Origin of the sequence: Kitasatospora sp. NPDC002227 (assembly GCF_040296285.1) — a bacterium.
Lineage (GTDB): Bacteria > Actinomycetota > Actinomycetes > Streptomycetales > Streptomycetaceae > Kitasatospora.
Window position 1 is genome coordinate 70,648 of the sequence record NZ_JBEOWY010000027.1, and the last position, 23,716, is coordinate 94,363.

The 23,716-nt window shown below is 71.7% G+C and carries 24 protein-coding genes and 6 tRNA genes; 20 read left to right on the forward strand and 10 right to left on the reverse strand.

Annotated elements, in window-relative coordinates; translation table 11 throughout:
* Positions 1-11 precede the first annotated feature (11 nt).
* From ABT095_RS23275 to ABT095_RS23290, 4 genes are all read right to left on the reverse strand, one after another.
* A tRNA-Val gene (locus ABT095_RS23275) sits at positions 12-83 on the reverse strand.
* Positions 84-136: 53 nt separating this feature from the next.
* Positions 137-208 (reverse strand) — tRNA-Val (locus ABT095_RS23280).
* A 31-nt stretch (positions 209-239) separates the two neighbouring features.
* A tRNA-Cys gene (locus ABT095_RS23285) sits at positions 240-313 on the reverse strand.
* Positions 314-353: 40 nt separating this feature from the next.
* Positions 354-426: transfer RNA gene (locus tag ABT095_RS23290), tRNA-Gly, on the reverse strand.
* 292 nt (positions 427-718) lie between these two features.
* Here ABT095_RS23290 and ABT095_RS23295 point away from each other — a divergent pair.
* Genes ABT095_RS23295 through ABT095_RS23305 form a run of 3 tightly spaced genes read left to right on the forward strand, consistent with a single transcriptional unit; the run spans position 719 to position 3,466 of the window.
* On the forward strand, positions 719-1,735 hold the full coding sequence (locus ABT095_RS23295; protein ID WP_350531425.1) for a chorismate-binding protein: 1,017 nt from the start codon (positions 719-721) through the stop codon (positions 1,733-1,735).
* A 19-nt stretch (positions 1,736-1,754) separates the two neighbouring features.
* Entirely contained in the window at positions 1,755-2,570 is an 816-nt protein-coding gene (locus tag ABT095_RS23300) for an aminotransferase class IV (protein ID WP_350531393.1), read from the forward strand.
* 56 nt (positions 2,571-2,626) lie between these two features.
* Entirely contained in the window at positions 2,627-3,466 is an 840-nt protein-coding gene (locus ABT095_RS23305) for a GNAT family N-acetyltransferase (RefSeq protein ID WP_350531394.1), read from the forward strand.
* Between the two features lie 10 nt (positions 3,467-3,476).
* Here the strand turns inward: ABT095_RS23305 and ABT095_RS23310 are convergent, their stop codons facing one another.
* The 3 genes from ABT095_RS23310 to ABT095_RS23320 all read right to left on the reverse strand — a co-directional run bounded on the left by ABT095_RS23310 (position 3,477) and on the right by ABT095_RS23320 (position 5,238).
* Complete coding sequence (locus ABT095_RS23310) at positions 3,477-3,962, reverse strand: DsbA family protein (protein WP_350531395.1); 486 nt, start codon at positions 3,960-3,962, stop codon at positions 3,477-3,479.
* 19 nt (positions 3,963-3,981) lie between these two features.
* Positions 3,982-4,581 (reverse strand): CGNR zinc finger domain-containing protein, encoded by a 600-nt coding sequence (locus tag ABT095_RS23315; protein WP_350531396.1) that lies wholly within the window; start codon positions 4,579-4,581, stop codon positions 3,982-3,984.
* Between the two features lie 243 nt (positions 4,582-4,824).
* Entirely contained in the window at positions 4,825-5,238 is a 414-nt protein-coding gene (locus ABT095_RS23320) for an SsgA family sporulation/cell division regulator (protein ID WP_030056266.1), read from the reverse strand.
* 346 nt (positions 5,239-5,584) lie between these two features.
* Here ABT095_RS23320 and ABT095_RS23325 point away from each other — a divergent pair.
* Positions 5,585-5,656: transfer RNA gene (locus tag ABT095_RS23325), tRNA-Val, on the forward strand.
* A gap of 207 nt (positions 5,657-5,863) precedes the next feature.
* Positions 5,864-5,935, forward strand: a tRNA-Val gene (locus tag ABT095_RS23330).
* Positions 5,936-6,009: 74 nt separating this feature from the next.
* Here the strand turns inward: ABT095_RS23330 and ABT095_RS23335 are convergent.
* Positions 6,010-6,801 (reverse strand): 3'-5' exonuclease, encoded by a 792-nt coding sequence (locus ABT095_RS23335; protein WP_350531397.1) that lies wholly within the window; start codon positions 6,799-6,801, stop codon positions 6,010-6,012.
* A 260-nt stretch (positions 6,802-7,061) separates the two neighbouring features.
* Between ABT095_RS23335 and thrS the strand changes: the two genes are divergently transcribed.
* Together thrS and ABT095_RS23345 are read left to right on the forward strand one after the other, a co-directional pair.
* Positions 7,062-9,041, forward strand: coding sequence for a threonine--tRNA ligase (thrS, locus tag ABT095_RS23340; RefSeq protein ID WP_350531398.1), 1,980 nt, complete (start codon positions 7,062-7,064; stop codon positions 9,039-9,041).
* Positions 9,042-9,130: 89 nt separating this feature from the next.
* Positions 9,131-9,691, forward strand: a complete 561-nt coding sequence (locus ABT095_RS23345) for an HIT family protein (RefSeq protein ID WP_350531399.1) — start codon at positions 9,131-9,133, stop codon at positions 9,689-9,691.
* 56 nt (positions 9,692-9,747) lie between these two features.
* On the opposite strand, the gene ABT095_RS23350 is transcribed toward ABT095_RS23345, so the two are convergent.
* The gene (locus ABT095_RS23350) at positions 9,748-11,391 is read right to left on the reverse strand and encodes an AbeC-like domain-containing protein (RefSeq protein ID WP_350531400.1); all 1,644 of its coding nucleotides are present in this window, start codon (positions 11,389-11,391) and stop codon (positions 9,748-9,750) included.
* Between the two features lie 174 nt (positions 11,392-11,565).
* Between ABT095_RS23350 and ABT095_RS23355 the strand changes: the two genes are divergently transcribed.
* Complete coding sequence (locus ABT095_RS23355) at positions 11,566-11,976, forward strand: thiol-disulfide oxidoreductase DCC family protein (protein ID WP_350531401.1); 411 nt, start codon at positions 11,566-11,568, stop codon at positions 11,974-11,976.
* A gap of 80 nt (positions 11,977-12,056) precedes the next feature.
* Here ABT095_RS23355 and ABT095_RS23360 read toward each other — a convergent pair whose 3' ends face one another.
* Positions 12,057-14,069, reverse strand: a complete 2,013-nt coding sequence (locus ABT095_RS23360) for an elongation factor G (RefSeq protein WP_350531402.1) — start codon at positions 14,067-14,069, stop codon at positions 12,057-12,059.
* Between the two features lie 234 nt (positions 14,070-14,303).
* Here ABT095_RS23360 and pgsA point away from each other — a divergent pair, with 234 nt between their 5' ends.
* The 12 genes from pgsA (at position 14,304) to yajC (ending at position 23,648) form a co-directional block, all read left to right on the forward strand.
* Entirely contained in the window at positions 14,304-14,942 is a 639-nt protein-coding gene (gene pgsA, locus ABT095_RS23365) for a phosphatidylinositol phosphate synthase (protein WP_350531403.1), read from the forward strand.
* The gene (locus ABT095_RS23370; protein ID WP_350531404.1) at positions 14,939-15,889 is read left to right on the forward strand and encodes a phosphatidylinositol mannoside acyltransferase; all 951 of its coding nucleotides are present in this window, start codon (positions 14,939-14,941) and stop codon (positions 15,887-15,889) included. The genes pgsA and ABT095_RS23370 overlap by 4 nt, the downstream gene beginning before the upstream one ends.
* A complete protein-coding gene (locus ABT095_RS23375; protein ID WP_350531405.1) occupies positions 15,886-17,067 on the forward strand; it encodes a glycosyltransferase family 4 protein in 1,182 nt (393 codons plus the stop codon). The genes ABT095_RS23370 and ABT095_RS23375 overlap by 4 nt, the downstream gene beginning before the upstream one ends.
* A gap of 119 nt (positions 17,068-17,186) precedes the next feature.
* Positions 17,187-17,540, forward strand: a complete 354-nt coding sequence (locus ABT095_RS23380; RefSeq protein WP_350531406.1) for a 5-carboxymethyl-2-hydroxymuconate Delta-isomerase — start codon at positions 17,187-17,189, stop codon at positions 17,538-17,540.
* A 6-nt stretch (positions 17,541-17,546) separates the two neighbouring features.
* A complete protein-coding gene (locus ABT095_RS23385; RefSeq protein WP_350531407.1) occupies positions 17,547-18,092 on the forward strand; it encodes a hypothetical protein in 546 nt (181 codons plus the stop codon).
* Between the two features lie 131 nt (positions 18,093-18,223).
* A complete protein-coding gene (gene pdxS, locus ABT095_RS23390; protein ID WP_350531408.1) occupies positions 18,224-19,135 on the forward strand; it encodes a pyridoxal 5'-phosphate synthase lyase subunit PdxS in 912 nt (303 codons plus the stop codon).
* Positions 19,136-19,221: 86 nt separating this feature from the next.
* Positions 19,222-19,833, forward strand: a complete 612-nt coding sequence (pdxT, locus tag ABT095_RS23395; RefSeq protein WP_350531409.1) for a pyridoxal 5'-phosphate synthase glutaminase subunit PdxT — start codon at positions 19,222-19,224, stop codon at positions 19,831-19,833.
* Positions 19,834-19,918: 85 nt separating this feature from the next.
* Positions 19,919-20,677 carry a YebC/PmpR family DNA-binding transcriptional regulator gene (locus tag ABT095_RS23400; protein ID WP_350531410.1) on the forward strand — a complete coding sequence of 253 codons (759 nt, stop codon included), beginning with the start codon at positions 19,919-19,921 and terminating at the stop codon, positions 20,675-20,677.
* Between the two features lie 166 nt (positions 20,678-20,843).
* Entirely contained in the window at positions 20,844-21,392 is a 549-nt protein-coding gene (gene ruvC, locus ABT095_RS23405; protein ID WP_350531411.1) for a crossover junction endodeoxyribonuclease RuvC, read from the forward strand.
* Positions 21,389-22,003: a Holliday junction branch migration protein RuvA gene (gene ruvA, locus ABT095_RS23410; protein WP_350531412.1), complete on the forward strand. Its 615-nt coding sequence runs from the start codon at positions 21,389-21,391 to the stop codon at positions 22,001-22,003. The genes ruvC and ruvA overlap by 4 nt, the downstream gene beginning before the upstream one ends.
* A gap of 22 nt (positions 22,004-22,025) precedes the next feature.
* Positions 22,026-23,072: a Holliday junction branch migration DNA helicase RuvB gene (gene ruvB, locus ABT095_RS23415; protein WP_350531413.1), complete on the forward strand. Its 1,047-nt coding sequence runs from the start codon at positions 22,026-22,028 to the stop codon at positions 23,070-23,072.
* A gap of 177 nt (positions 23,073-23,249) precedes the next feature.
* Complete coding sequence (gene yajC / locus ABT095_RS23420) at positions 23,250-23,648, forward strand: preprotein translocase subunit YajC (RefSeq protein WP_350531414.1); 399 nt, start codon at positions 23,250-23,252, stop codon at positions 23,646-23,648.
* Positions 23,649-23,716: the final 68 nt, after the last annotated feature.

Below are 23,716 nucleotides of genomic sequence, written 5' to 3' on the forward strand. Positions count from 1 at the left end.
GTCGAGTCGAGTGCGCGATACTGGGATTGAACCAGTGACCCCTACCGTGTCAAGGTAGTGCTCTCCCGCTGAGCTAATCGCGCTTGTGCCCGCCACCGAAGCGACGGTCGTGCCAAGACCCCTGAGGGGCCGGGTGTGCGCGATACTGGGATTGAACCAGTGACCCCTACCGTGTCAAGGTAGTGCTCTCCCGCTGAGCTAATCGCGCGGGGAGGGCCCCGGCGAACCAGGGCACCTCTTGGAGGTGGAGACGGGATTTGAACCCGTGTACACGGCTTTGCAGGCCGTTGCCTCGCCTCTCGGCCACTCCACCAGGCAACACACGAAGAACGATCTTACACTGTTCTCCGTCGAGCGGACGACGAGATTCGAACTCGCGACCCTCACCTTGGCAAGGTGATGCTCTACCAACTGAGCCACGTCCGCCTGTCTCCCGGCCACTTCCCCGCTTCCTGCGGCTCCGTGTCCCGGCGACGTGTTGAACTCTAGCGGAATCCTGGGCCAGCTCAAATTCCGTTCCCGCAGCGTGCCGCCGGAGGCCCCCGTCACACCCTTCGAACCCGTCGCCGCGCACCCCCTCCGACCTACACTTCAGCGACCGCGGCCAACCCCCGGTCACCCCCACCCCGCGCCCACCCCGCGCGCGGAACAGCACCGAGATCCGCGCAGGAGTCCCGTGTCCGGCCGCAGCACCACCTCCCTCACCCCCACCGCACCGATGGCCCGCTTCGGCGGCCGGCTGGCGACCGGGCTGGTCGAGGTCACCTCGGACCCGGCCGCCCTGGACACCGACGGCTTCTGGGCCGTCGCCCACGACTTCGAGGGGCGGCTCACCTGCGCCCGGTTCGCCGACGTACGCCCCGACCCGGCCCCGCCGCGCACCGAGGGCTGGCTCGGCCCCGCCCCCGACAGCTGGCACAGCTCGCTCGACCGCGCCGCCTACACCGCGGGCGTGCGCCGCATCCGCGAACACATCGCGGCCGGCGAGGTCTACCAGGCCAACCTGTGCCGGGTGCTCTCCGCGCCGCTGCCCGACCCGGCCCGCACCGACATCGACGCGCTCACCGGCCTGCTCGCCCACGGCAACCCGGCTCCGTACGCGGGAACGATCCGCCTGCCCGAGCACGGCGTGGAGATCGCCACCGCCTCGCCCGAGCTCTACCTGAGCCGCCGGGGGCGGACCCTCACCTCAGGACCGATCAAGGGCACCGGGCGCACCGAGCACGACCTGCTGGAGAAGGACCACGCCGAGAACGTGATGATCGTGGACCTGGTCCGCAACGATCTCGGCCAGGTCTGCACGACCGGCAGCGTCACCGTGCCCGACCTCTGCGTGGTCGAGAAGCACCCCGGCCTGGTCCACCTGGTCTCCACCGTCGAGGGCACCCTGCGCGATGGGGCCGGCTGGCCCGAGGCCTTCGCCGCCACCTTCCCGCCCGGCTCGGTCACCGGCGCGCCCAAGGCGAGCGCGCTGCGGATCATCGAGGCGCTCGAGACCGCCCCGCGCGAGCCGTACTGCGGTGCCGTCGGCTGGGTGGACGCCGACCGCGGCGAGGGCGAACTCGCCGTCGGCATCAGGACGTTCTGGATCGACCGGAGCAGCGGGCGGCCCGTGCTGAAGTTCGGCACCGGGGCCGGCATCACCTGGGGCTCCGACCCCGAGCGGGAGTGGGCCGAGACCGAGCTCAAGGCCGCCCGGCTGGTCGCGATAGCGTCGGGCAGCACGCCCGCGTGAGCACCTGCAAGGAGAACGCATGATCTGGGTCAACGGCACCCTGGCCGAGGACACGGCCGCCACCCTCTCCGTCCTCGACCACGGCCTCACCACCGGTGACGGCGTCTTCGAGACGGTCAAGGCCGTGGCCGGGCAGCCCTTCGCGCTGAACCGGCACCTGGACCGGCTGACCCGCTCCGCCCGCGGCCTCGGCCTCGCCGACCCGGACCACGGGCAGGTCCGCGCGGGCGTCGCCCAGGTGCTGGCCGCCCACCCGATGCCGCTCGGCCGGGTCCGGATCACCTACACCGGCGGCATCGCCCCGCTCGGGTCCGAGCGCAGCGGCTCCCCGACCAGCCTGGTGGTCGCGATGAGCAGCGCGGCCCCCCGCCCGGACACCACCGCCGTGGTCACCGTGCCCTGGCGCCGCAACGAGCACAGCGCCGTGGCCGGGCTCAAGACCACCTCCTACGCCGAGAACGTGGTCGCCCTCGCCGCCGCCCACCGCGCCGGAGCCTCCGAGGCGCTGTTCGCCAACACCGCCGGGCAGCTCTGCGAGGGCACCGGCTCGAACGTCTTCGTGGTCCTCGGGGGCCGGCTGCTCACCCCGCCGCTCTCCTCCGGCTGCCTCGCGGGCATCACCCGTGAGCTCGTCCTGGAGTGGACCGGCGCCGAGGAGGCCGAGCTGCCGCTGGACGTGCTGGAGCGGGCCGAGGAGATCTTCCTCACCTCCACCCTGCGCGACGTGCAGGCCGTCACCAAGGCCGACGACCGCACCCTGGCCGGCCCCGGCCCGGTCACCCTCAAGGCGATGGCCCAGTTCGCCGAGCGCGCCGCCGACAGCCTGGAGCCGTAGGACCTGGCCCTGAACGGCCTGATTAGCACCCGGCTCCCGGTGGGAAGGGAGCCAGCGTGACGACGACCCTGCGCCCCGAGCGCCCCGAAGAGCCCGCCCCCGGCGGCGGCCGCAGCCGACGCTGGCAGATCTGCGTCAACGGCCGCCCGGTGGGGGCCCTGCGCACCACCGCGCTGCGGCGCGGCGACGAGTGGTGGGGCGAGATCTCCGAACTGGTCGTCAGCGAGGGGCGCAGACGCGGCCGGGCCACCGTCGGGGTGCTCGCGGCGGAGGAGGTGCTGCGCGGCTGGGACTGCACCCGGGTGGACGTCAACGTGCCGGTCGCAGCCGTCCCCGCACTGCGGCTCGCGGAGATGCTCGGCTACACCGAGCGGATGCGCAACATGGTCAAGCCGCTCGGCCAACTGCCCGTGCTGCCATCGGGTCTGACGGTCCGTCCGACCGAGGGGGAGGCGTACGACCGCTGGCGGGCCGCCGCCCGGGCGGACTACGAGCGGGACTTGCGCGGCTCGGGCCTGAGCGCCGCGCAGGCCGCCGCCAAGGCCGAGGCCGACAACGCCCACGTACTGCCGCAGGGCGCCCGGACGCCCGGCGTCGCCCTGCGCACGCTGCTCGACCCGGCGGGCACGCCCGTGGGCACCCTCTGGGTGGCGCTGTACCAGGACGTGCTGCCGGGCGGCGCCACGCTGGCCTGGGTGATGACGGTCGAGGTCGACCGGGCGCAGCGCGGCCACGGCTACGGGCGGGCGCTGCTGCTGCTCGCCGAGCGCGAGTGCCTGGCCGCCGGGGTCGGCGAGCTCGGGCTGAACGTCTTCAGCACCAACGAGGTGGCGATCGGGCTCTACACCTCGCTGGGCTACGCCGTCACCAACCGGATCCTCGGCAAGCAGCTGTGAGCGACCAGGCTCAGCCGAGCAGCTCGACGATCCGCTCGCGCAGGCCCTCCTGGGACTTGCCGCCGTCCAGGCGCTGCCCGGCCACCACGTAGGTCGGCGTGCCGGTGACGCCGATCGCCTTGCCCTCGGCCTGGTCGGCGTCGACCACCAGCATGTGGCGCCCGTCGATCAGCGCGAGCTCGACCTCGCCCTCGTCCAGGCCCAGCTCGGCCGCGAGCGCGGCCAGGAACTTCGGCCCGCCCGCCGCCAGCTCCTCCACCCGGCCGAGCAGCGCCTCCACGTACTCCCAGCCGCGCCCCTGCGCGAAGGCCTCCTCGGCGGCCTCGGCAGCGGGGTAGGCGTGCTTGTTCTTCTCCAAGGGGAAGTGGCGCAGCTCGATGGTGAGCGCGTCGCCGTAGCGCTCGCGCAGGGCGCGGACGTCGTCCAGGGCGGTCCGGCAGTCCGGGCACTGGAGGTCGCACCAGAACTCGAGACGGGGCAGTGTTGCGTCGGTCATGCCGCCCAGTCTTCCATTCTCAGCCGCCGACCCCGGCGGGGGCGGTCGCGGCGCTGTCGGCGGTGCCCTCGGCGGAGCGCTGGCGGGCCCGGTAGGCGGCCACGTGCAGGCGGTTGCCGCAGGTGCGGCTGTCGCAGTAGCGGCGGGAGCGGTTGCGGGAGAGGTCCACGAAGACCCGGGCGCAGCCGGGCGCCTCGCAGCGGCGCAGCCGCTCGCGCTCGCCGGCCATCACGATGAAGGCCAGCGCCATGCCGAGCTCGGCCCCCAGGTGGTCGCCGAGGGCGGCGTGCGGGGCGAAGTAGTGGATGTGCCAGCCGTGGTGGTCGTGATTGGTCAGCCGGGGCGTGGTGCCGGCGGCGGCGACCACGGCGTTGACCAGGTCGGCGGCCTGCGCGGTGGTCTCGGCGGAGAAGACCGCCCGCAGCTGGTCGCGCAACCGGTGCACTGCCGCCAGGTCGGCCGCGGTGAGCGAGTCGATCTCGCTGATCTCCTGCCGGGCCACGAAACAGCCGAGCGCGTCCAGGTCGGCCAGCTGCTCGCGCCCGCCCGCCTCGGGGGAGGTGTTGAGCAGCTCGACCAGAATGCTGAGCGCGCACTCGGTGTCATGGGTGATCAGCACGTGAGGGCTCCTCGCGCGGCGGGAGCGAGGCCCCCGGATCTGTCATCACCGCGACTCTACCGGGCGCGGGCCCTCCGGCTCCCGATCATCGGGCGCGGGGATGCGTGAAGGCGCCCGGCGCCGGGCCCGAGCACCCTGGTGAGGTGGATCGGGCCCGGCACCGGGCGCCCTGGCGCAGCTGGGTGTGCGACCGTGCCCCCGAGTAGGACGGACGCGGTTGGACCGGCCCCAGTGCCGCTGCGGTCAGCTTTCGGCGAGGATGTGGGACAGCTCCCGGTCGAGGTCGAAGTGGCGGTGTTCGGTGCCTGGTGGCACGGCGGCGTCGGTGCGCTTGAGGAATGACTCCAGCGCCCGGGCCGGGGCCTCCAGCAGGGCTTCTCCTTCCGGAGAGCTGAGGGCGATGCAGACCACCCCCTGGCCGTGACTGCGCGAGGGCCACACCCGGACGTCGCCCGTCCCGGTGGGTCGGTGCAGACCCTCCGCGAGGAGGTCGCGGGCGAAGACCCACTCCACGGTCTCGTCCGCACCGGTGTGGAAGGTCGCGTGCACGGCATAGGGGTCGGCGGTGTCGTACCTCAGGCCCGCGGGGACGGGCAGGGACGACTCGCTGGACACGATGAGGCGCAGGTGCAGCTCGCAGCTGACCGTGGTGTTCATAAGCGCCAGGGCCTTTCGCTCAGTGTGCGCTCGGGGAATCGCACGTCGGCGAACGGACCATCCCACCTGAAAGCCCGGTGTAAACCCGTCTGTCCCGATTCGAGCGCGAGTCGTACCTCTTCCGGCGCATTGCGGAATCCCCTCGGGGCCTTCACGGGCCTTACTCCGCACGGGATGTCGGGGTGCTTTCCCCGCAAGGTTGTACGAAGCGCCAATCCTCGGGGCCGGCGGCCGTGACGCGGCGGTCACGGACCGTGATGGGCCTGCTCGGGAGGGGCGGCGGGGCGCTGGGCCGAGTGGGTGGTCGGAGCACCCCTCGGGATGCGGTAATGTTCTTTCTGCACCCGGGCGATTAGCTCAGCGGGAGAGCACTTCGTTCACACCGAAGGGGTCACTGGTTCGATCCCAGTATCGCCCACCCGGAATGCAATGTCGGGCCCCAGCCAATTACGGCTGGGGCCCGATGTCGTTTTCCGGCGGCCGTGGTGCTCGCACAGTCGGGCGCAGTTGATTGGCAATCACTTGTGCTGGCCCGTAACGGTTCCGGGGCGCCCGCGGGGGCGGGCCGCCGGGAACCGAGTTGCGGACCACCCACCAAGTGGTGCTAATGTTCATCTCGTTGCCCGGGCGATTAGCTCAGCGGGAGAGCACTTCGTTCACACCGAAGGGGTCACTGGTTCGATCCCAGTATCGCCCACCCGGAAGCAACAGCGAGGCCCTGACCGGTAGTTCGGTCAGGGCCTCACTGCTTTTCAGCTGTCGGACGGGCCGTCAGGCCGCCGCCTCGCAGCGGTGCGAGGCCGCGAGCCGCTGGCCGCAGGCGCAGCGGGCCGGGCGCAGCGGCCAGCCGAAGTCCACCCGCTCCGGAGTGCCCGAGCGCACCAGCCAGTTCTGCAGCCCCCGGGCCTGGGCGGCGTGCCAGACCGTCTGCCGCAGCTGCAGTTCGGTCGGGGTCAGCCGGCCGAGCCGCTCGGGGTGCCGGGCGCCGAGGGTGCGGGTCAGCTCGAGGGCGGCCGTCGCGTCGGCCGTCGCGTCGTGCGCGCCGGTCAGCTCGACGCCGTAGTGGGCGCACAGGTCGGTGAGGGTGCGGCGGCCCTTGCGGTAGCGGTCCACGTGCTTGTCCAGCACCCACGGGTCGAGGACCAGCAGTTCGGCGCCGCCGAGCAGCTCGGCCAGCGAGGACTCCCGGTGCCGGCGCAGCTCACGGTCCAGCAGGGTCAGGTCGTACGGCGCGTTCATCACCACCACCGGCACCCCCGCCCTGGCCTGCTCGGCCAGTGCCCGGGTGATCTCGGCCACCACGGTGCGCGGCGGCCGCCCGTACGCCCGGGCGTGCGCGTCGCTGATCCCGTGCACGGCGCTCGCGCTCGGCGGGATGGGCACGCCCGGGTCGGCCAGCCAGGTCAGCGTCTCGGCCGGAGCACCCGGCGCGGCCTGCAGCACCAGCGAGGCGGAGACGATGCGGTCCCGCTCGACGTCCACGCCGGTGGTCTCGGTGTCGAAGGAGGCCAGCGGGGCCTCGTACCAGTGCAGGGATTCACGGGATTCAGGTGCAGGAGTCATGACCGCCCCTCAACTGCCGCAGTGCGGTGCGCGGCGCATCACCGAGGACCAGTGGTGCGCCGCGCACGGCGGCTTTCCGCCTGGGTGATACCGCAGTTGACGCCCCCTCAATCCCCGCGCGCGGAGTTGGGCACGCAAGGTGACCGACCCGTCACCCGGGGTGCCGTAGTGGGAGGTGCGCGGCCGGGGCGCGGCTCTCGGTACCATCGTCAGCGCAGCGCTGTGCTGCATCACACTGATCCACACGTCAGGAGAGACCGGTGACGGACGTCCGGGTAATCATCAGCCGCGAACCCGATCGGGAAGAGCGCGTGGTGACCACGGGCACTACGGCCGCCGATCTGTTCGCCGACAACCGCTCGATCATCGCCGCGCGGGTCGCGGGCGCCCTCAAGGACCTCGCGTACGAGGTGCAGGACGGCGACGAGGTCGAGCCCGTCGAGATCAGCAGCAAGGACGGCCTGGACATCCTGCGGCACTCGACCGCGCACGTGATGGCGCAGGCCGTGCAGCAGCTCTTCCCGGAGGCCAAGCTCGGCATCGGCCCGCCGGTCAAGGACGGCTTCTACTACGACTTCGACGTCGAGAAGCCGTTCCACCCCGATGACCTCAAGGCCATCGAGAAGAAGATGCAGGAGATCATCAAGCGCGGGCAGAAGTTCGCCCGCCGCGTGGTCACCGACGAGGCCGCCCGCGAGGAGCTGGCCTCGGAGCCGTACAAGCTCGAGCTGATCGGCCTCAAGGGCTCCGCCGCGACCGCCGGCGAGGGCGCCGACGTCGAGGTGGGCGCCGGCGAGCTGACCATCTACGACAACCTGGACGCCAAGAGCGGCGAGCTGTGCTGGGGCGACCTCTGCCGCGGCCCGCACCTGCCGTCCACCCGGATGATCCCGGCCTTCAAGATCATGCGCTCGGCCGCCGCCTACTGGCGCGGCAGCGAGAAGAACCCGATGCTCCAGCGCCTGTACGGGACCGCCTGGCCGTCCAAGGACGAGCTGAAGGCGCACCTGGACTTCCTGGAGGAGGCCGCCAAGCGCGACCACCGCAAGCTCGGCAACGAGCTCGACCTCTTCTCCATCCCCGAGGAGATCGGCTCCGGCCTCGCCGTCTTCCACCCCAGGGGCGGCATCATCCGCCGGGCGATGGAGGACTACTCGCGCAAGCGGCACGAGGAGGAGGGCTACGAGTTCGTCTACACCCCGCACGCCACCAAGGGGAAGCTCTTCGAGAAGAGCGGCCACCTCGACTGGTACGCCGACGGCATGTACCCCCCCATGCAGCTCGACGAGGGCGTGGACTACTACCTCAAGCCCATGAACTGCCCGATGCACAACCTGATCTTCGACGCGCGCGGCCGCTCGTACCGTGAACTGCCGCTGCGCCTCTTCGAGTTCGGCACCGTGTACCGGTACGAGAAGTCCGGCGTGGTGCACGGTCTGACCCGTGCGCGCGGCTTCACGCAGGACGATGCGCACATCTACTGCACCCGCGAGCAGATGGCGGACGAGCTCGACTCGACGCTGACCTTCGTGCTCAACCTGCTGCGCGACTACGGTCTGACCGATTTCTACCTCGAGCTCTCCACCAAGGACCCGGAGAAGTTCGTCGGTTCGGACGACGCGTGGGAGGAGGCCACCGCCGTGCTCGCGGCCGTGGCCGAGAAGCAGGGGCTGCCGCTGGTGCCGGACCCGGGTGGCGCGGCCTTCTACGGCCCGAAGATCTCGGTGCAGGCGCGGGACGCGATCGGCCGTACCTGGCAGATGTCCACCATCCAGCTGGACTTCAACCTGCCGGAGCGCTTCGAGCTCGAGTACACCTCGGCGGACGGTTCGCGGCAGCGGCCGGTCATGATCCACCGGGCGCTGTTCGGCTCGATCGAGCGGTTCTTCGCGGTGCTCCTGGAGCACTACGCCGGTGCGATGCCGCCGTGGCTGGCCCCGGTCACCGTGACCGGCATCCCGATCACCGACGAGCACGTGCCGTACCTGCAGGAGGTCGCGGCCGAGCTGAAGAAGAAGGGCATCCGGGTGGACGTGGACACCTCGGACGACCGGATGCAGAAGAAGATCCGCAACGCCCAGAAGACCAAGGTCCCGTTCATGCTGATCGCGGGCAACGACGACGTCGAGGCCGGTGCGGTGTCGTTCCGCTACCGCAACGGCGAGCAGAAGAACGGTGTGCCGGTCGCCGAGGCCGTCGCCGAGATCGTGGACGCCGTGGAGCGCCGCATCCAGGTGTGACACCCGCGTTACCCGAAAGCGTGAAGGGTGTGGGGCAGGCTCCTTGAGGAGTCTGCCCCACACTGCTTTGCAAGCGGCCCATGGCGAATATGCTGATCAGCATGACGAGTGAGCCGGAACTGCAGCAGGGCGTGGGGGAGCCGGACGGTTTCCGGCGCCTGTGGACCCCCCATCGGATGGCGTACATCAAGGGCGAGAGCAAGCCCACCGGCCCGGCTCCGGACGACGGTTGCCCGTTCTGCTCGATCCCGTCGCTGAGCGACGAGGACGGGCTGGTCGTGGCCCGGGGGAGTGCGGTGTTCGCCGTGCTCAACCTGTACCCGTACAACGGCGGGCACTTGATGGTGGTGCCGTACCGGCACGTCGCCGACTACACCGAGCTGGACGAGGCCGAGACGGTCGAGCTGGCCGACTACACGAAGCGGGCGATGACGGCGCTGCGGGCGGCCTCCGGGGCGCACGGCTTCAACATCGGGATGAACCAGGGCGCCGCCGCCGGCGCCGGGATCGCCGCGCACCTGCACCAGCACGTGGTGCCGCGCTGGGGCGGGGACACCAACTTCATGCCGGTGGTGGGCCACACCAAGGTGCTGCCGCAACTGCTGGCGGACACTCGCAAGATGCTCGCCGAGGCCTGGCCGCAGAGCTGAGTCCGGATACGACGAAGGGCCCGCGCGCGGGCCCTTCGTCGTATCCGGGACGGGGATCAGCCCGCGTCGTAGTTGTCCGCGCGGAACGGACGGACGCCCTGCATCTCGGCCTTGAGGATGCCGCTGCGGCCGGCGAAGCGCTCGACGTTGACGTCGTGCTCCTCCAGGAACTCCACGGTGGCCGCCAGCACGGCGTTGACCACCGGGGTGGCGCCGTAGATCACGTCGTCCGCCTTGAAACGGCTGGCCCAGGTCTTGTCGGCCCAGGCCCCGCGCAGCGAGAAGGGCTCGGGCAGGGTGATCGAGCCGCCCAGCCAGGTCAGCAGCGTGGGCAGCTTCATGAACGGCGCGCGCAGCGCCTGGCGGACCACCTCGTCGTTGTCGACCAGGGGCAGCTGGATCGTCTGCTCCTCCCAGAACTTGCCCGCCTTCGGCTTGCTGATCTCCTTCGGCTTGGGCTTGGCGCCGAAGAAACCGTTCAGCGGGCCGAGCGCGTACCCGGAGACCGAGACCCGCAGGGTGTTGCTCATCACGGTCACCCCGATCATCAGGGTGGAGACCAACTGGCCCTTGTGCAGCACGAGTTGGGTGGAGAGTCGGTGCCGGCTGTCGGTGCCGAGGGTCTGCCGGTTGGCGATCTGCTGGATGCCGAAGTCCCGCATCCGGTAGCCGTCCATGTCGGCGTTGCTCGGGCGGCCGATCTCGTCGGCCCCCTCGGGGATGTCCACCACGACCCAGTGCTGGACGGCGACGTGCGGCATGGCGCCGCCCGAGACCTCGCTGCGGCCCAGGCCCCCGAGGCGGCTGCTGATCTTGCGGCTGAGGTCCCAGGGGTGGAAGGCGCGGAAGTCCTCGTGCCCTTCGGCGGGCCGCAGGTCCTCCACGACCTCCCAGACGCCCCAGCGCACGCCGGCGCCCAGCACGCCCTTGCTGCCGGCGTAGTGCTGGATGTTGGTGTCCTGCTCGGCCGTCAGCCGCTCCAGCTGGGCCCGCAGCTCGTTGGCCCGCTTGTCCATGTCGTCCCGCGGCACCGCCTTGGGCACGGTCGCGGCCAGCGCGCTGCCGTCTATCAGCCCGCCCCAGCGGCCCCGGAGGTCGGTGACGCTGCGCAGACAGATCTGCTTGGCGATCGACCAGCCGGCCACCGGCAGCAGCATCACGATCCGGCAGTAGATCCCGAGCAGGCCGCCCACCGGGGGCTTGAGCGCGAGCAGCACGGCCAGGCCGAAGGCCAGCAGCACCACGAGCGTGTTGAAGAAGCCCTCCCGGGAGGGGCTGGACTTCTTGAAGTACGTCCGGGCGTAGAAGGCGAGCAGCCAGACCAGCGTGCCGGGCAGGGCGAGCAGGCCGAAGAGCAGGGTGACCAGCATCAGCTGGCGGTCGCGGCCGCGGCGCAGCTCCTCGGCGGCCAGGCAGTGCTCGACCACCATCCGGGTGTCGGTGCCGAAGGAGGGCACCAGCGGGTTGCGCTTGGGCCGCAGCGTCCGGTCGATCAGGGCGCGGCTGAAGGCCTCGCCCGCGCTCGCCTGGAGGAGCCCGTGGAAGCGGCCCTCCTTGATCTTGATGCCCGGCAGGTTCTCCATCGTCGACATCGGCAGATCGCGGTAGGCGACCGAGGAGAGCAGTTGCGTCACCGCGGTCTGTGGTCCGACGTCCGTGCGGGGTATCTGCGCACCCGGGGTCATGTCCAGCTTGGTCACGGTGGTCTCCCCTCCTCCCCTGTCAGCGGCAGGCTACCGCGACGGCACCCTGCCGCGCCGATGATCGTCTGAACACCGGTCACATCCGGCCGGGCGTCAGGCTTCTCCAAAGAGTGCCCAGTTTCGCTGCCTTTGATCCTTCGTGGGGGATGTAAGCGGGGGGATCATGGGGGCATGAGTGATCCTGTGCTGGTGTTCGACGGTGACTGCGGGTTCTGCACGACCTGCGTGCGGTTCGGCGAGCGCTACCTGCGGGCGACGCTCGCCTCAGGCGGCTGGGAGGCGGTGCCGTTCCAGTTCGCGGACCTCGACGCCCTGGACGCCCTGGCGGGCGGGCGGGGGCTGGTGACCTGGGAGCGGGCCCTGACGGAGGTCCTGTGGGTCACCCCGAACGGCGAGGTCCACGGCGGCGCCCAGGCGGTCGCGCGGCTACTGCTGCGGACCGGCGGCGCCTGGGCGTACCTGGGGGCCGTCCTGACGCTCCCGCCGGTGCGGCCGCTCGCGGGGGCGGTCTACAGGCTGGTGTCGAAGTACCGGCACCGGATGCCTGGTGGTACTGCGGCCTGCGCCATGCCGCGCCGATAGTGCAAGTAGCGCACCGTTGCCGAGTGACGGCCGGGTGCGTGGTCGGCCGCGCAGTTCCCCGCGCCCCTGGACGGTGCGACTTATGCGAAGTTCGCAGCTACCGCCTGCGGCATCGGGGCGTGGCGTACGTAGCTGCGGGTGAAGTGGCCGGTGCCGTGGGAGAGGGAGCGGAGTTCCACGGGGTAGCGGGTGAGTTCGAGTTCGGGGACTTCGGCGCGGACGAGGCTGAGGCCGGGGCCGCCGGGTTCGGTGCCGAGGACGTGGCCGCGGCGGGCGGCGAGGTCGCTGAGGACGGCGCCCTGGTACTCGTCGGGGAGGAGGACCTGGACTTCGTCGACGGGCTCGAGGAGGCGGACGGAGGCGTGGGCGGCGGCCTCCTTGAGGGCCAGGGAGCCTGCGGTCTGGAAGGCGGCGTCGGAGGAGTCGACGGAGTGGGCCTTGCCGTCGGTGAGGGTGACCCGGACGTCGACCAGGGGGTAGCCGGCCAGCACACCGTGGGCCAGCTGGGCGCGGACGCCCTTCTCGACCGAGGGGACGAAGTTGCGGGGGACGGCTCCGCCGACCACCTTGTCGACGAACTCGAAGCCGCCGCCGGGCAGCGGCTCGACGGTGAGGTCGCAGATCGCGAACTGCCCGTGCCCGCCGGACTGCTTGACGTGCCGCCCGTGCCCGCTGCCCGCGGTGGCGAAGGTCTCCCGGAGGGCGACCTGGTACGGGACGGTGTCCACGTGGACGCCGAAGCGGTTCTCCAGCCGGTCGAGGACCACGGACTGGTGGGCCTCGCCGGTGCACCAGAGCACCAGCTGGTGGGTGTCGGGGTTCTGCTCGACCCGCACGGCCGGGTCCTGCGCGGTGAGCTTGGCCAGGCTCTGGGCCAGCCGGTCCTCGTCGGCCTTGCTGTGGGCCTCGACCGCGATCGGCAGCAGCGCCTCGGGCTGCGGCCACGGCGGGACGACCTGGTCGCCCGCGCCGAGCGAGTCGCCGGTGCGGGCCGCGCCGAGGCGGGCCAGGCAGACCAGGTCGCCCGCGAGGGCCTCGGTCGCCGGGCGCTGGTGGTGGCCGAAGGGGGTGGTGAGGCCGGTGACCCGCTCGTCGGGGTGGCCCGGGGAGTGCAGGGTGCTGTCGGGCCGCAGGGTGCCGGAGAAGACCCGGACCAGGCTCAGGCGGCCGACGTACGGGTCCTCGCTGGTGTGGACGACCTGGGCGGTGACGGGGGCCTCGGGGTCACAGGCCGGGAGTTCGTCGGCGCGCTCCAGGGGTGTGGGGAAGATCTCGGCGATCAGGTCCAGCAACTCGGCCGCGCCGCCCAGCGGGGGAGCGCTCGCGACGACGGGGTGCAGGGCGCCCTGCAGGAATTCACGGCGCAGCGCGGCGGTGAGGGCGGCGGAGTCCAGCTCCTCGCCGGCGAGGTAGCGCTCCAGGAGGGTGTCGTCCTCGCCCGCGATCGCCTCGACCAGCCGGGCCCGCGCCTCGTGGCCGTCCTCGGCGGGGTCGGGCTCGCCGTAGCGGCGGCCGGTGAGCAGGTCGAGCGAGCCGAGCAGGCGGCCGTCCCGGAGGGTGACGAGCTGGAGCGGGAGGACGGCGTCGGGGTGCTCGCCGAAGGCCTCCTGGCAGGCGGCGTAGGCGTCCTCGAGGCGGACGTGGGCGGCGTTCAGGTGGGTGAGCACGATCGCGGTGGGCAGCCCGGCGGCCTGGCAGTGCCGCCAGTACTCGAGGGCGGGCAGGCCGATCGGTTCGGCGGCGGAGAGGACCAGCAGGGCGCCCTCGGCGGCCCGCAGCCCGGCCTGGAGGTCACCGGCGAAGTCGGCGTAGCCGGGGGTGTCGAGCAGGTTGACCTTCACGCCCTGGTGGGCGAGGGGGACGAGGGAGAGCTGCACGGAGCGCTGCTGGCGGTGCTCGATCTCCTCGTGGTCGGAGACGGTGGTGCCGTCCGGCACGGTGCCGGCCCTGGTGATCGCCCCGGCGGCCAGGGCGAGGGATTCGACCAGGGTGGTCTTGCCGGCGCCGCTGGGGCCGAGCAGGACGACGTTGCGCAGCGCGGAGCTGTCAGGGACGACGGGGGCCGGGGGGTGCTGCTGGCTCTGGGCCGCCATGGCGTGCCTCCTGCGTTTCGTCTTCGGTGTGCACGGACGGTGAGCGGGAAAGCGCGTTCGGTGGCGGCCAGTTGGGGCCAGGCGGGGGGTCGGGGCCGCTCGCTGGCGTGGGGCGGCGGAGCGCACCGGCGGCGTGGATACCATTGTCCAGCCGGGCGGGCCGATCCGCTCGGCCGCTCCGGCCCACGGCGGCGCGGGGCGCTCGCAGGCAAGATCGGGGCGGTCCGGAAGGCCATGCTCAACAAGTACGCACGTGCCTTCTTCACACGTGTCCTGACGCCGTTCGCGGCGTTCCTGCTGCGGATGGGCGTGAGCCCGGACGCGGTGACGCTGATCGGGACGGCCGGGTCGGTGGCCGGTGCGCTGGTGTTCTTCCCGCGCGGGGAGTTCTTCTGGGGCACCATCACGATCACCCTCTTCATCTTCTCCGACCTGGTGGACGGCAACATGGCCCGCCAGGCGGGCAGCTCGAGCCGCTGGGGTGCCTTCCTGGACTCCACGCTGGACCGGGTGGCGGATTCGGCGATCTTCGGCGGCCTGGCCATGTGGTACGCGGGCAAGGGCGACAACGAGCTGCTCTGCGCGATCGCGATCCTGTGCCTGGCCAGCGGCCAGGTGGTCTCGTACACCAAGGCCCGGGCCGAGAGCCTGGGGCTGCCGTGCAAGGTGAACGGGCTGGTCGAGCGGGCCGAGCGGCTGGTGGTCAGCCTGACGGCGGCCGGGGTGACCGGGCTGCACAAGTTCGGGGTGCCGTACGTGGAGTGGCTGCTGCCGACCGCCCTGTGGCTGGTCGGGGTGGGCAGCCTGATCACGATGATGCAGCGGATCGTGACGGTGCGTCGGGAGGCGCGGGAGCTGGAGGCGGCCGCGTGAGCGACACCGGGAAGCCCGCGCAGAAGCCGACCGCGCAGGAGCGGCTGACCGACTCGGCGTACGCGCTGGGCTGGGCCGCGCTGCGGCACCTGCCCGAGCCCGCCGCCCGGCGGCTGTTCGAGCGGATCGCCGACTCGGCCTGGCGCAAGCGCGGCAAGCGGGTGCTCCAGCTGGAGGCCAACCTGCGGCGGGTGCGCCCGGAGGCGGGGGAGGCCGCGATCCGCGAACTGTCCCGGGCCGGGATGCGCTCCTACCTGCGGTACTGGATGGAGTCCTTCCGGTTGCAGACCCTCACCCGGGAGCAGCTGGCCGAGGGTGTGCAGGTCAAGGGCACCGAGCAGCTGAACGCGGAGCTGGCGAGCGGCCGGGGCGTGGTGATAGCGCTGCCGCACATGGGCAACTGGGACCTCGCCGGGGCCTGGGTGGCGGCCTGCGAGGGCCACAACTTCACCACCGTCGCCGAGCGGCTCAAGCCCGAGTCGCTGTTCGACCGCTTCGTGGCCTACCGCGAGTCGCTGGGCATGGAGGTGCTGGCGCTGACCGGCTCCTCGGTGTCGGTGATCGGTACGCTGGCCCGGCGGCTGCGCGCGGGCAAGCTGGTCTGCCTGGTCGGCGACCGCGACCTCTCCGAGTCCGGCATCCCGGTGGACTTCTTCGGCGAGCGCACCCGGATGCCGGCCGGCCCGGCCGCGCTCGCGCTGCGCACCGGCGCCGCGCTGATGCCGGTCACCCTCTGGTACGACGGCCCGGTGATGCGGGGCGTCATCCACCCCGAGGTGCTGCCGCCCGAGGAGGGCGACCAGCGGGAGAAGACCCTGGCGATGACCCAGGCGATGGCCGACGTGTGGGCCGACGGCGTCCGGGAACACCCGGAGGACTGGCACATGCTGCAGAAGTTCTGGGTGGCGGACCTGACGCCGCGTGCCGAGCCGGGGGTGGCGAAGTGAAGATCGGGATCGTCTGCCCGTACGACTGGGACGTGCCCGGTGGCGTGCAGTTCCACATCCGGGACTGCGCCGAGCACCTGATCAAGCTTGGCCACGACGTCTCCGTGCTGGCTCCCGCCGAGGACGAGTCGGCGCTGCCGCCGTACGTGGTCTCGGCCGGGCGGGCCGTCGCGGTGCCGTACAACGGCTCGGTGGCGCGGCTGAGCTTCGGGATCATCTCGGCGGCCCGGGTGCGGCGCTGGCTCGGGGACGGCCGCTTCGACATCCTGCACGTGCACGAGCCCTCCTCGCCTAGCCTGTCGATGCTGGCCGCGTGGTCGGCCAACGGCCCGATGGTCGGCACCTTCCACACCTCCAACCCGCGCTCGCGGGCGATGATCGCGGCCTCGCCGATCCTCCAGCCGAGCCTGGAGAAGATGAGTGCCCGGATCGCGGTCAGCGAGTACGCCCGGCGCACGCTGGTCGAGCACCTGGGCGGGGACGCGGTGGTGATCCCGAACGGGGTCGACGTGCGGTTCTTCGCCGACGCCGAGCCCCAGCCGCGCTGGCAGGGCGGGGCGATGGACGGCCGGCCCGGCACGATCGGCTTCATCGGCCGGATCAACGAGCCGCGCAAGGGCCTGCCGACGCTGCTCGCCGCACTGCCGAAGATCCTGGCCGAGCGGCCGGGCGTGCGGCTGCTGGTGGCCGGCAAGGGCGACGAGGAGGAGGCCGTCGCCGGCCTCGCGCCCGAGGTGCGGGGGCAGGTGGAGTTCCTCGGGATGGTGAGCGACGAGGACAAGGCGCGGCTGCTGCGCAGCGTGGACCTGTACGTCGCGCCGAACACCGGGGGCGAGAGCTTCGGGATCATCCTGGTCGAGGCGATGTCGGCGGGGGCGCCGGTGCTGGCCAGCGATCTGGACGCGTTCCGGCAGGTGCTGGACGGCGGCGCGGCCGGGGAGCTGTTCCCGGTCGAGGACGCGGCGGCGCTGGCCGACGCGGCGGTCCGCCTGCTGGCGGCTCCGGAGCGGTTGACGGAGCTGCGGGAGGCCGCTTCGCGGCACGTGCGGCGCTTCGACTGGGAGACGGTCGGGGCGGAGATCCTCTCGGTCTACGAGACCGTGACGGACGGCCGCCCGCCGGTCGCCGAGGACGAACGGGTCGGCTGGCGCGAACGCTTGGGACTGAGCAGAGACTGAGTCGCAACTCCCCAGGGGCGCGGGGAACGGCGCGAAGCGGGAGGCAACAGGTCGGGCGTGGCTGGTCGCGCCGGTTCCCGCGCCCCTGAGGCGTTGCAACTGACTGAGGAGTTGGAGAAGTGCCGCAGATCACGGTGGATCGGTCCTGGAGCGTCACGCTGGACCGGGCGGCGTTCGCCGCCGAGCTGCATCCGTTGGTGGCCGGGGTGATCGACGGTTCGGTGGCGGAGTGCAAGACGCGGTTCCGGCGGATCGAGGAGTGTTTCGTCGGGGACGGTGACGCCTCGCGGGCCATGGTCTATCTGGAGATCAAGATCATGGCCGGCCGCAGCGCCGAGGTCCGGACCGAACTGACCGAGCGGGTGCTGGAGTTGCTGCAGCGGCAGGTCGGGCACGCCGAGGGCGGCGAGCTGCACCTGGCGGTCAACGTGGTGGAGCTGGACGGCCGGTTCTACCGGCGGGCGGTAGCGTAGCGGGCCGTGACTACCTGGTTCTGGGCCGCAGTGGCGGTCGTGCTGTTCGCGGTGTACCTGAGCTGGACGGCCGGTCGTCTCGACCGGCTGCACACCCGGATCGACACCGCCCGGGCCTCGCTGGACGCGCAGCTGCTGCGCCGGGCCTCGATCGCGATGGAGGTGGCCACCTCCTCGATGCTGGACCCGGCCGCCTCGATCCTGCTGTACCAGGCCTCGCACGCCGCCCGGCAGGCGGAGGACGAGCACCGCGAGGTGGCCGAGAGCGAGCTGAGCCTCGCCCTGCGGGCGGTCTTCGCCGACCGGGAGCAGATCACCGCGCTGCTCGAGGCCCCCGGCGGGGAGGAGGCGGTGAAGGAGCTGACGGAGTCGGTGCGACGGGTGCCGATGGCCCGCCGGTTCCACAACGACGCCGTCCGGGCCGCCCGCGCGGTCCGTGAGCACCGCCTGGTGCGGTACTTCCGGCTGGCCGGCCGGGCCCCGTTCCCGCTGGCCTTCGAGATGGACGACGAACCGCCGCTCGCACTCACGCCCCACGGTGCACCCGCATAACAGGTTGTCCGGGTTTAGAGCCTCTTTGTCGTAAGTCGTAGGCCGGTCTGGACTGGGTGGCGCATGGGTCGGGGTGCTTTCGGGCCTACGATAGGGCGATAGCACTGGTTCATCTTCGAGTGAGGTCTCACGTGTCCACCACCCCCATCACCGCAGACCAGCCGCAGATCGGCACCGCCCGGGTCAAGCGCGGCATGGCCGAGCAGCTCAAGGGCGGTGTGATCATGGACGTGGTCAACGCCGAGCAGGCGAAGATCGCCGAGGACGCCGGTGCGGTCGCCGTCATGGCGCTCGAGCGCGTTCCGGCCGACATCCGCAAGGACGGCGGCGTGGCCCGGATGTCCGACCCGGACATGATCGACGGCATCATCAACGCCGTCTCCATCCCGGTGATGGCCAAGTCCCGCATCGGCCACTTCGTCGAGGCCCAGGTCCTCCAGGCGCTCGGTGTCGACTACATCGACGAGTCCGAGGTGCTGACCCCGGCCGACGAGGTCAACCACTCCGACAAGTGGGCGTTCACCACCCCCTTCGTCTGCGGCGCCACCAACCTGGGCGAGGCCCTGCGCCGCATCGCCGAGGGCGCGGCCATGATCCGCTCCAAGGGCGAGGCCGGCACCGGCAACGTGGTGGAGGCCGTTCGCCACATGCGTCAGATCAACGCCGACATCCGTCGTCTGACCACCCTGGACGAGAACGAGCTCTACGTCGCGGCCAAGAACCTGCAGGCCCCGTACGAGCTGGTCAAGGAGGTCGCGCAGCTGGGCAAGCTCCCGGTCGTGCTGTTCTCCGCCGGTGGTGTGGCCACCCCGGCCGACGCCGCCCTGATGATGCAGCTCGGCGCCGAGGGTGTCTTCGTCGGCTCCGGCATCTTCAAGTCCGGTGACCCGGCCAAGCGCGCCGCGGCCGTCGTCAAGGCCACCACCTTCTTCGACGACCCGAAGGTCATCGCCGAGGTCTCCCGCGGCCTGGGCGAGGCCATGGTCGGCATCAACTGCGACACCCTGCCGGAGACCGAGCGCTACGCCAACCGCGGCTGGTAATCGCTCCGAGAACGTCCCGTCGGCCCGCCGCGCCCTTCCGGCCGCGGCGGGCCCTCGTGCGAACCACGACTGAAGAGGTAGATCCCGTGAGTACCCCCGTGATCGGCGTGATGGCCCTGCAGGGCGACGTCCGCGAGCACATGATCGCGCTGGCCGAGGCCGACGCGCTGGCCCGTCCGGTCCGCCGGCCCGAGGAGCTGGCCGAGGTCGACGCCCTGGTGATCCCCGGCGGGGAGTCCACCACGATGTCGAAGCTGGCACTGACCTTCGGGCTGATGCAGCCGATGCGCGAGCGGGTCGCGGCCGGGATGCCGGTCTACGGCTCCTGCGCGGGCATGATCATGCTGGCGGACAAGATCCTGGACGGCCGGGCCGACCAGGAGACCGTCGGCGGCATCGACATGACGGTCCGCCGCAACGCCTTCGGCCGCCAGAACGAGTCGTTCGAGTCCGCGATCGCCTTCAAGGGCCTGGCCGGCGACGCCGTGCACGGCGTCTTCATCCGGGCGCCCTGGGTCGAGGCCGTGGGCGCGGGCGTCGAGGTGCTGGCCGAACTGCCCGCCGCCGACGGCCCGGAGAGCCGGATCGTCGCGGTCCGCCAGGGCAACCTGCTGGCGACCTCCTTCCACCCGGAGCTGACGGGTGACCACCGTGTGCACGCCTACTTCGTGCAGATGGTCGAGAACGCCGCGCGCTGACCGCTGGTGCGGTGACCGGTGCGCATGGTGACACCGGTAAGATCTCTCCTGTTCATTTCCCTTTGGCGACGTAAAGGAGCTGGTGATGTCCGGCCACTCTAAGTGGGCTACCACCAAGCACAAGAAGGCCGTGATCGACGCCAAGCGCGGCAAGCTCTTCGCCAAGATGATCAAGAACATCGAGGTGGCGGCGCGTACCGGCGGCGCCGACCCGGCGGGCAACCCGACGCTTTTCGACGCCATCCAGAAGGCCAAGAAGAGCTCGGTCCCGAACAAGAACATCGACAGCGCGGTCAGCCGCGGCGCCGGCACCGAGGCCGGTGGCGCCGACTACCAGACGATCATGTACGAGGGCTACGGCCCGAACGGTGTCGCGGTGCTCATCGAGTGCCTCACCGACAACCGCAACCGCGCGGCCTCCGACGTCCGCGTCGCGATGACCCGCAACGGCGGCAACATGGCCGACCCGGGTTCGGTCTCGTACCTGTTCAACCGCAAGGGCGTCATCGTCGTCCCCAAGGTGGACGGTGTCGACGAGGACAAGGTGACCGAGGTCGTCCTCGAGGCCGGTGCGCTCGACGTCACCGACCTCGGTGACTCCTTCGAGGTCATGAGCGAGGCGACCGACCTGGTGGCCTGCCGCACCGCGCTGGTCGATGCCGGCATCGACTACGACTCGGCCGAGGCCAACTTCGTCGCCGACCTGCAGATCCCGCTGGACGCCGACGGCGCCCGCAAGATCTTCAAGCTGATCGACGCCCTCGAGGACAGCGACGACGTGCAGAACGTCTTCGCCAACTTCGACATCCCGGACGAGGTCGCGGCAGAGCTCGACGCCGAATAAAGGCAGCGCCTCCAGTTGCGCTCTGCAGGGGCGCGGGGAACTGCGCGATCAAGCACCCACGAAGGTGCACGGTTGCGCGCGCAGTTCCTCGCGCCCCTGTTGTGGTTTCTGTAAGTTGTCAGTCCTCCCGAGTAGCCTTCGGCAGGTCCAAGGAAAGGCGGAGGCTGTGCGGGTGCTGGGAGTCGACCCCGGGCTGACGAGGTGTGGGGTCGGGGTGGTGGACGGTGCGCCCGGGCGGCCGTTGAAGATGGTCGGGGTCGGGGTGGTCCGCACGCCGGCCGAGGCGGAGATCGGGCCGCGGCTGCTGCTGGTCGAGCAGGGGATCGAGCGCTGGCTCGACGAGCACCGCCCCGACCTGGTCGCCGTCGAGCGCGTCTTCGCCCAGCACAACGTCCGCACCGTGATGGGCACCGCCCAGGCCAGCGCGGTGGCGATGCTCTGCGCCACCCGCCGCGGCATCCCCGTCACGCTGCACACCCCCAGCGAGGTCAAGGCCGCCGTCACCGGCTCCGGCCGGGCCGACAAGGCGCAGGTCACCACCATGGTGACCCGGCTGCTGCGGCTCGACGCCCCGCCCAAGCCCGCCGACGCCGCCGACGCGCTGGCGCTGGCGATCTGTCACATCTGGCGCGGCTCGGCGGCCGGGAAGATCGCCGCCGCGCTGGCCCAACAGCAGTCCGCCCGCCCCGCCGTCCGTCAGGAGTACCGCCGGTGATCGCTTTCGTCCAGGGCCCGGTGGCCGCCGTCACCGCGGGCGCCGCAGTGATCGAGGTCGGCGGGGTCGGCATGCTGGTCAAGTGCACGCCGCGCACCCTGGCCGCCCTGAGGGTCGGTCAGCCCGCCCGCCTCACCACCGCGCTGATCGTCAAGGAGGACTCGCTCACCCTCTACGGCTTCGCCGACGAGGACGAGCGCGCCACCTTCGACGTGCTGCTCACCGCCAGCGGAGTCGCGGCGACCATGGCGCTCGGCATGCTGGCCGTCTTCACCCCCGACGAGCTGCGCCGGGCCGTCGCCCAGGGCGACGCCAAGGCGCTCACCGCCGTACCGCGGATCGGCCCCAAGCTGGCCCAGAAGCTGCTGCTCGAGTACAAGGACAAGCTCGGCGCCCCGCACGGATCCGTCCCCGCCCAGCAGCCGGTCGCCAGCGGCCCGGCCCCCTGGGACGAGCAGCTGCACGCCGCGCTCACCGGCCTCGGCTACGCTCCGCGCGAGGCCGAGGAGGCCGTCCGCACGCTCGCCCCCGAGGCCGAGGCGCAGGCGATCACCGACGTCGGTGCCCTGCTCAAGCTCGCCCTGCGCAGCCTCGCCCGCACCACCCGCTGACCACCTGTAGGAGCACCCGCTGATGAGCCCGTACGACGCCGACGACCACGTCGATCGCATCGTCACGTCCTCCGCCGACGGTGAGGACCAGGCGGTCGAGGCGGCGCTGCGCCCGAAGCTGCTCGACGAGTTCATCGGCCAGGAGCGGGTCCGCGAGCAGCTCTCGCTGGTGCTGCAGGCTGCCCGGCAGCGCGGCAGCGCGCCGGACCACGTGCTGCTGAGCGGCCCGCCCGGGCTCGGCAAGACCACCCTTTCGATGATCATCGCGGCCGAGCTGGGCGCCCCGATCCGGATCACCTCGGGGCCGGCGATCCAGCACGCGGGCGACCTGGCGGCGATCCTCTCCTCGCTCACCGAGGGCGAGGTGCTCTTCCTGGACGAGATCCACCGGATGTCCCGGCCCGCCGAGGAGATGCTCTACCTGGCGATGGAGGACTTCCGGGTCGACGTGATCGTCGGCAAGGGCCCGGGCGCCACCGCGATCCCGCTGGAGCTGCCGCCGTTCACCCTGGTCGGGGCGACCACCCGGGCCGGTCTGCTGCCGCCGCCGCTGCGGGACCGTTTCGGCTTCACCGGGCACATGGAGTTCTACGCCCCCGTCGAGCTGGAGCAGGTGGTGCGCCGCTCGGCCGGCCTGCTGGACGTGGAGATCGACCCCAGCGGCGCTGCCGAGATCGCCGGGCGCTCGCGCGGCACGCCCCGGATCGCGAACCGGCTGCTGCGCCGGGTGCGCGACTACGCCCAGGTGCGGCACGACGGCGTGGTCGACCGCGAGGTGGCGGCCAGGGCGCTGGAGGTCTACGAGGTGGACGGCCGGGGCCTCGACCGGCTGGACCGCGCGGTGCTCACCGCCCTGCTCAAGCTGTTCGGCGGCGGCCCGGTCGGGCTGTCCACCCTGGCGGTGGCGGTGGGGGAGGAGGCCGAGACGGTCGAGGAGGTCGCCGAGCCGTTCCTGGTCCGGGAGGGTCTGCTCGCCCGCACCCCCCGTGGCCGCGTCGCCACCCCCGCCGCCTGGGCCCACCTGGGGATGACCCCGCCCGCGCAGGGCAACGCACTGCCCGGTCTGTGATCAGCATCCGAAGAATCCGTGCAGGCGGAGGGTCGCCACTTTCGGCGGCAGGATGACATGCTTGGCGTTGTCCGTTCAGTGCGGGTCGCCTAGACTCCGCCGGACCGCCCCTCTCACCCGACGGGCCGACGACCAACAGGCCGCCCACCGGGCGGCCCGTAAAGGACTCTGGCTGCTGTGAACCTCATCATTCTTCTCCTCCCGATCCTCGCGCTCCTCCTGATGTTCCGGTCGCAGAAGAAGCGCCAGCAGCAGCAGCAGTCGATGCAGACCTCGCTCGAGCCCGGCGCCGGCGTGCGCACCATCGGTGGGATGTATGCCCTGGTGAAGGGTGTCAACCCGGAGACCGTCGAGCTCGAGGTCGCCCCCGGTGTGGTCGTGCACTACACCAAGGGCGCCATCGCGGCCGTCCTGGACCCGCAGGAGTACGACGCGATCATCAACGGCCGCCCCGAGGAGGACGAGTCGGTGCTGGAGAGCGCCGACGAGCCCGCCGAGGAGAAGCCGCTGAGCCTGCAGAAGAAGGACGAGTCGGACAACGGCGGTACCGGCGACGAGGCCCCCGCCGGTAAGTAGTACGGTCGGGCGACACGCCCGGCCGCGCGGCATTCCGGCCGCAAGCCTCACAGGACCTCAGGGCCGCC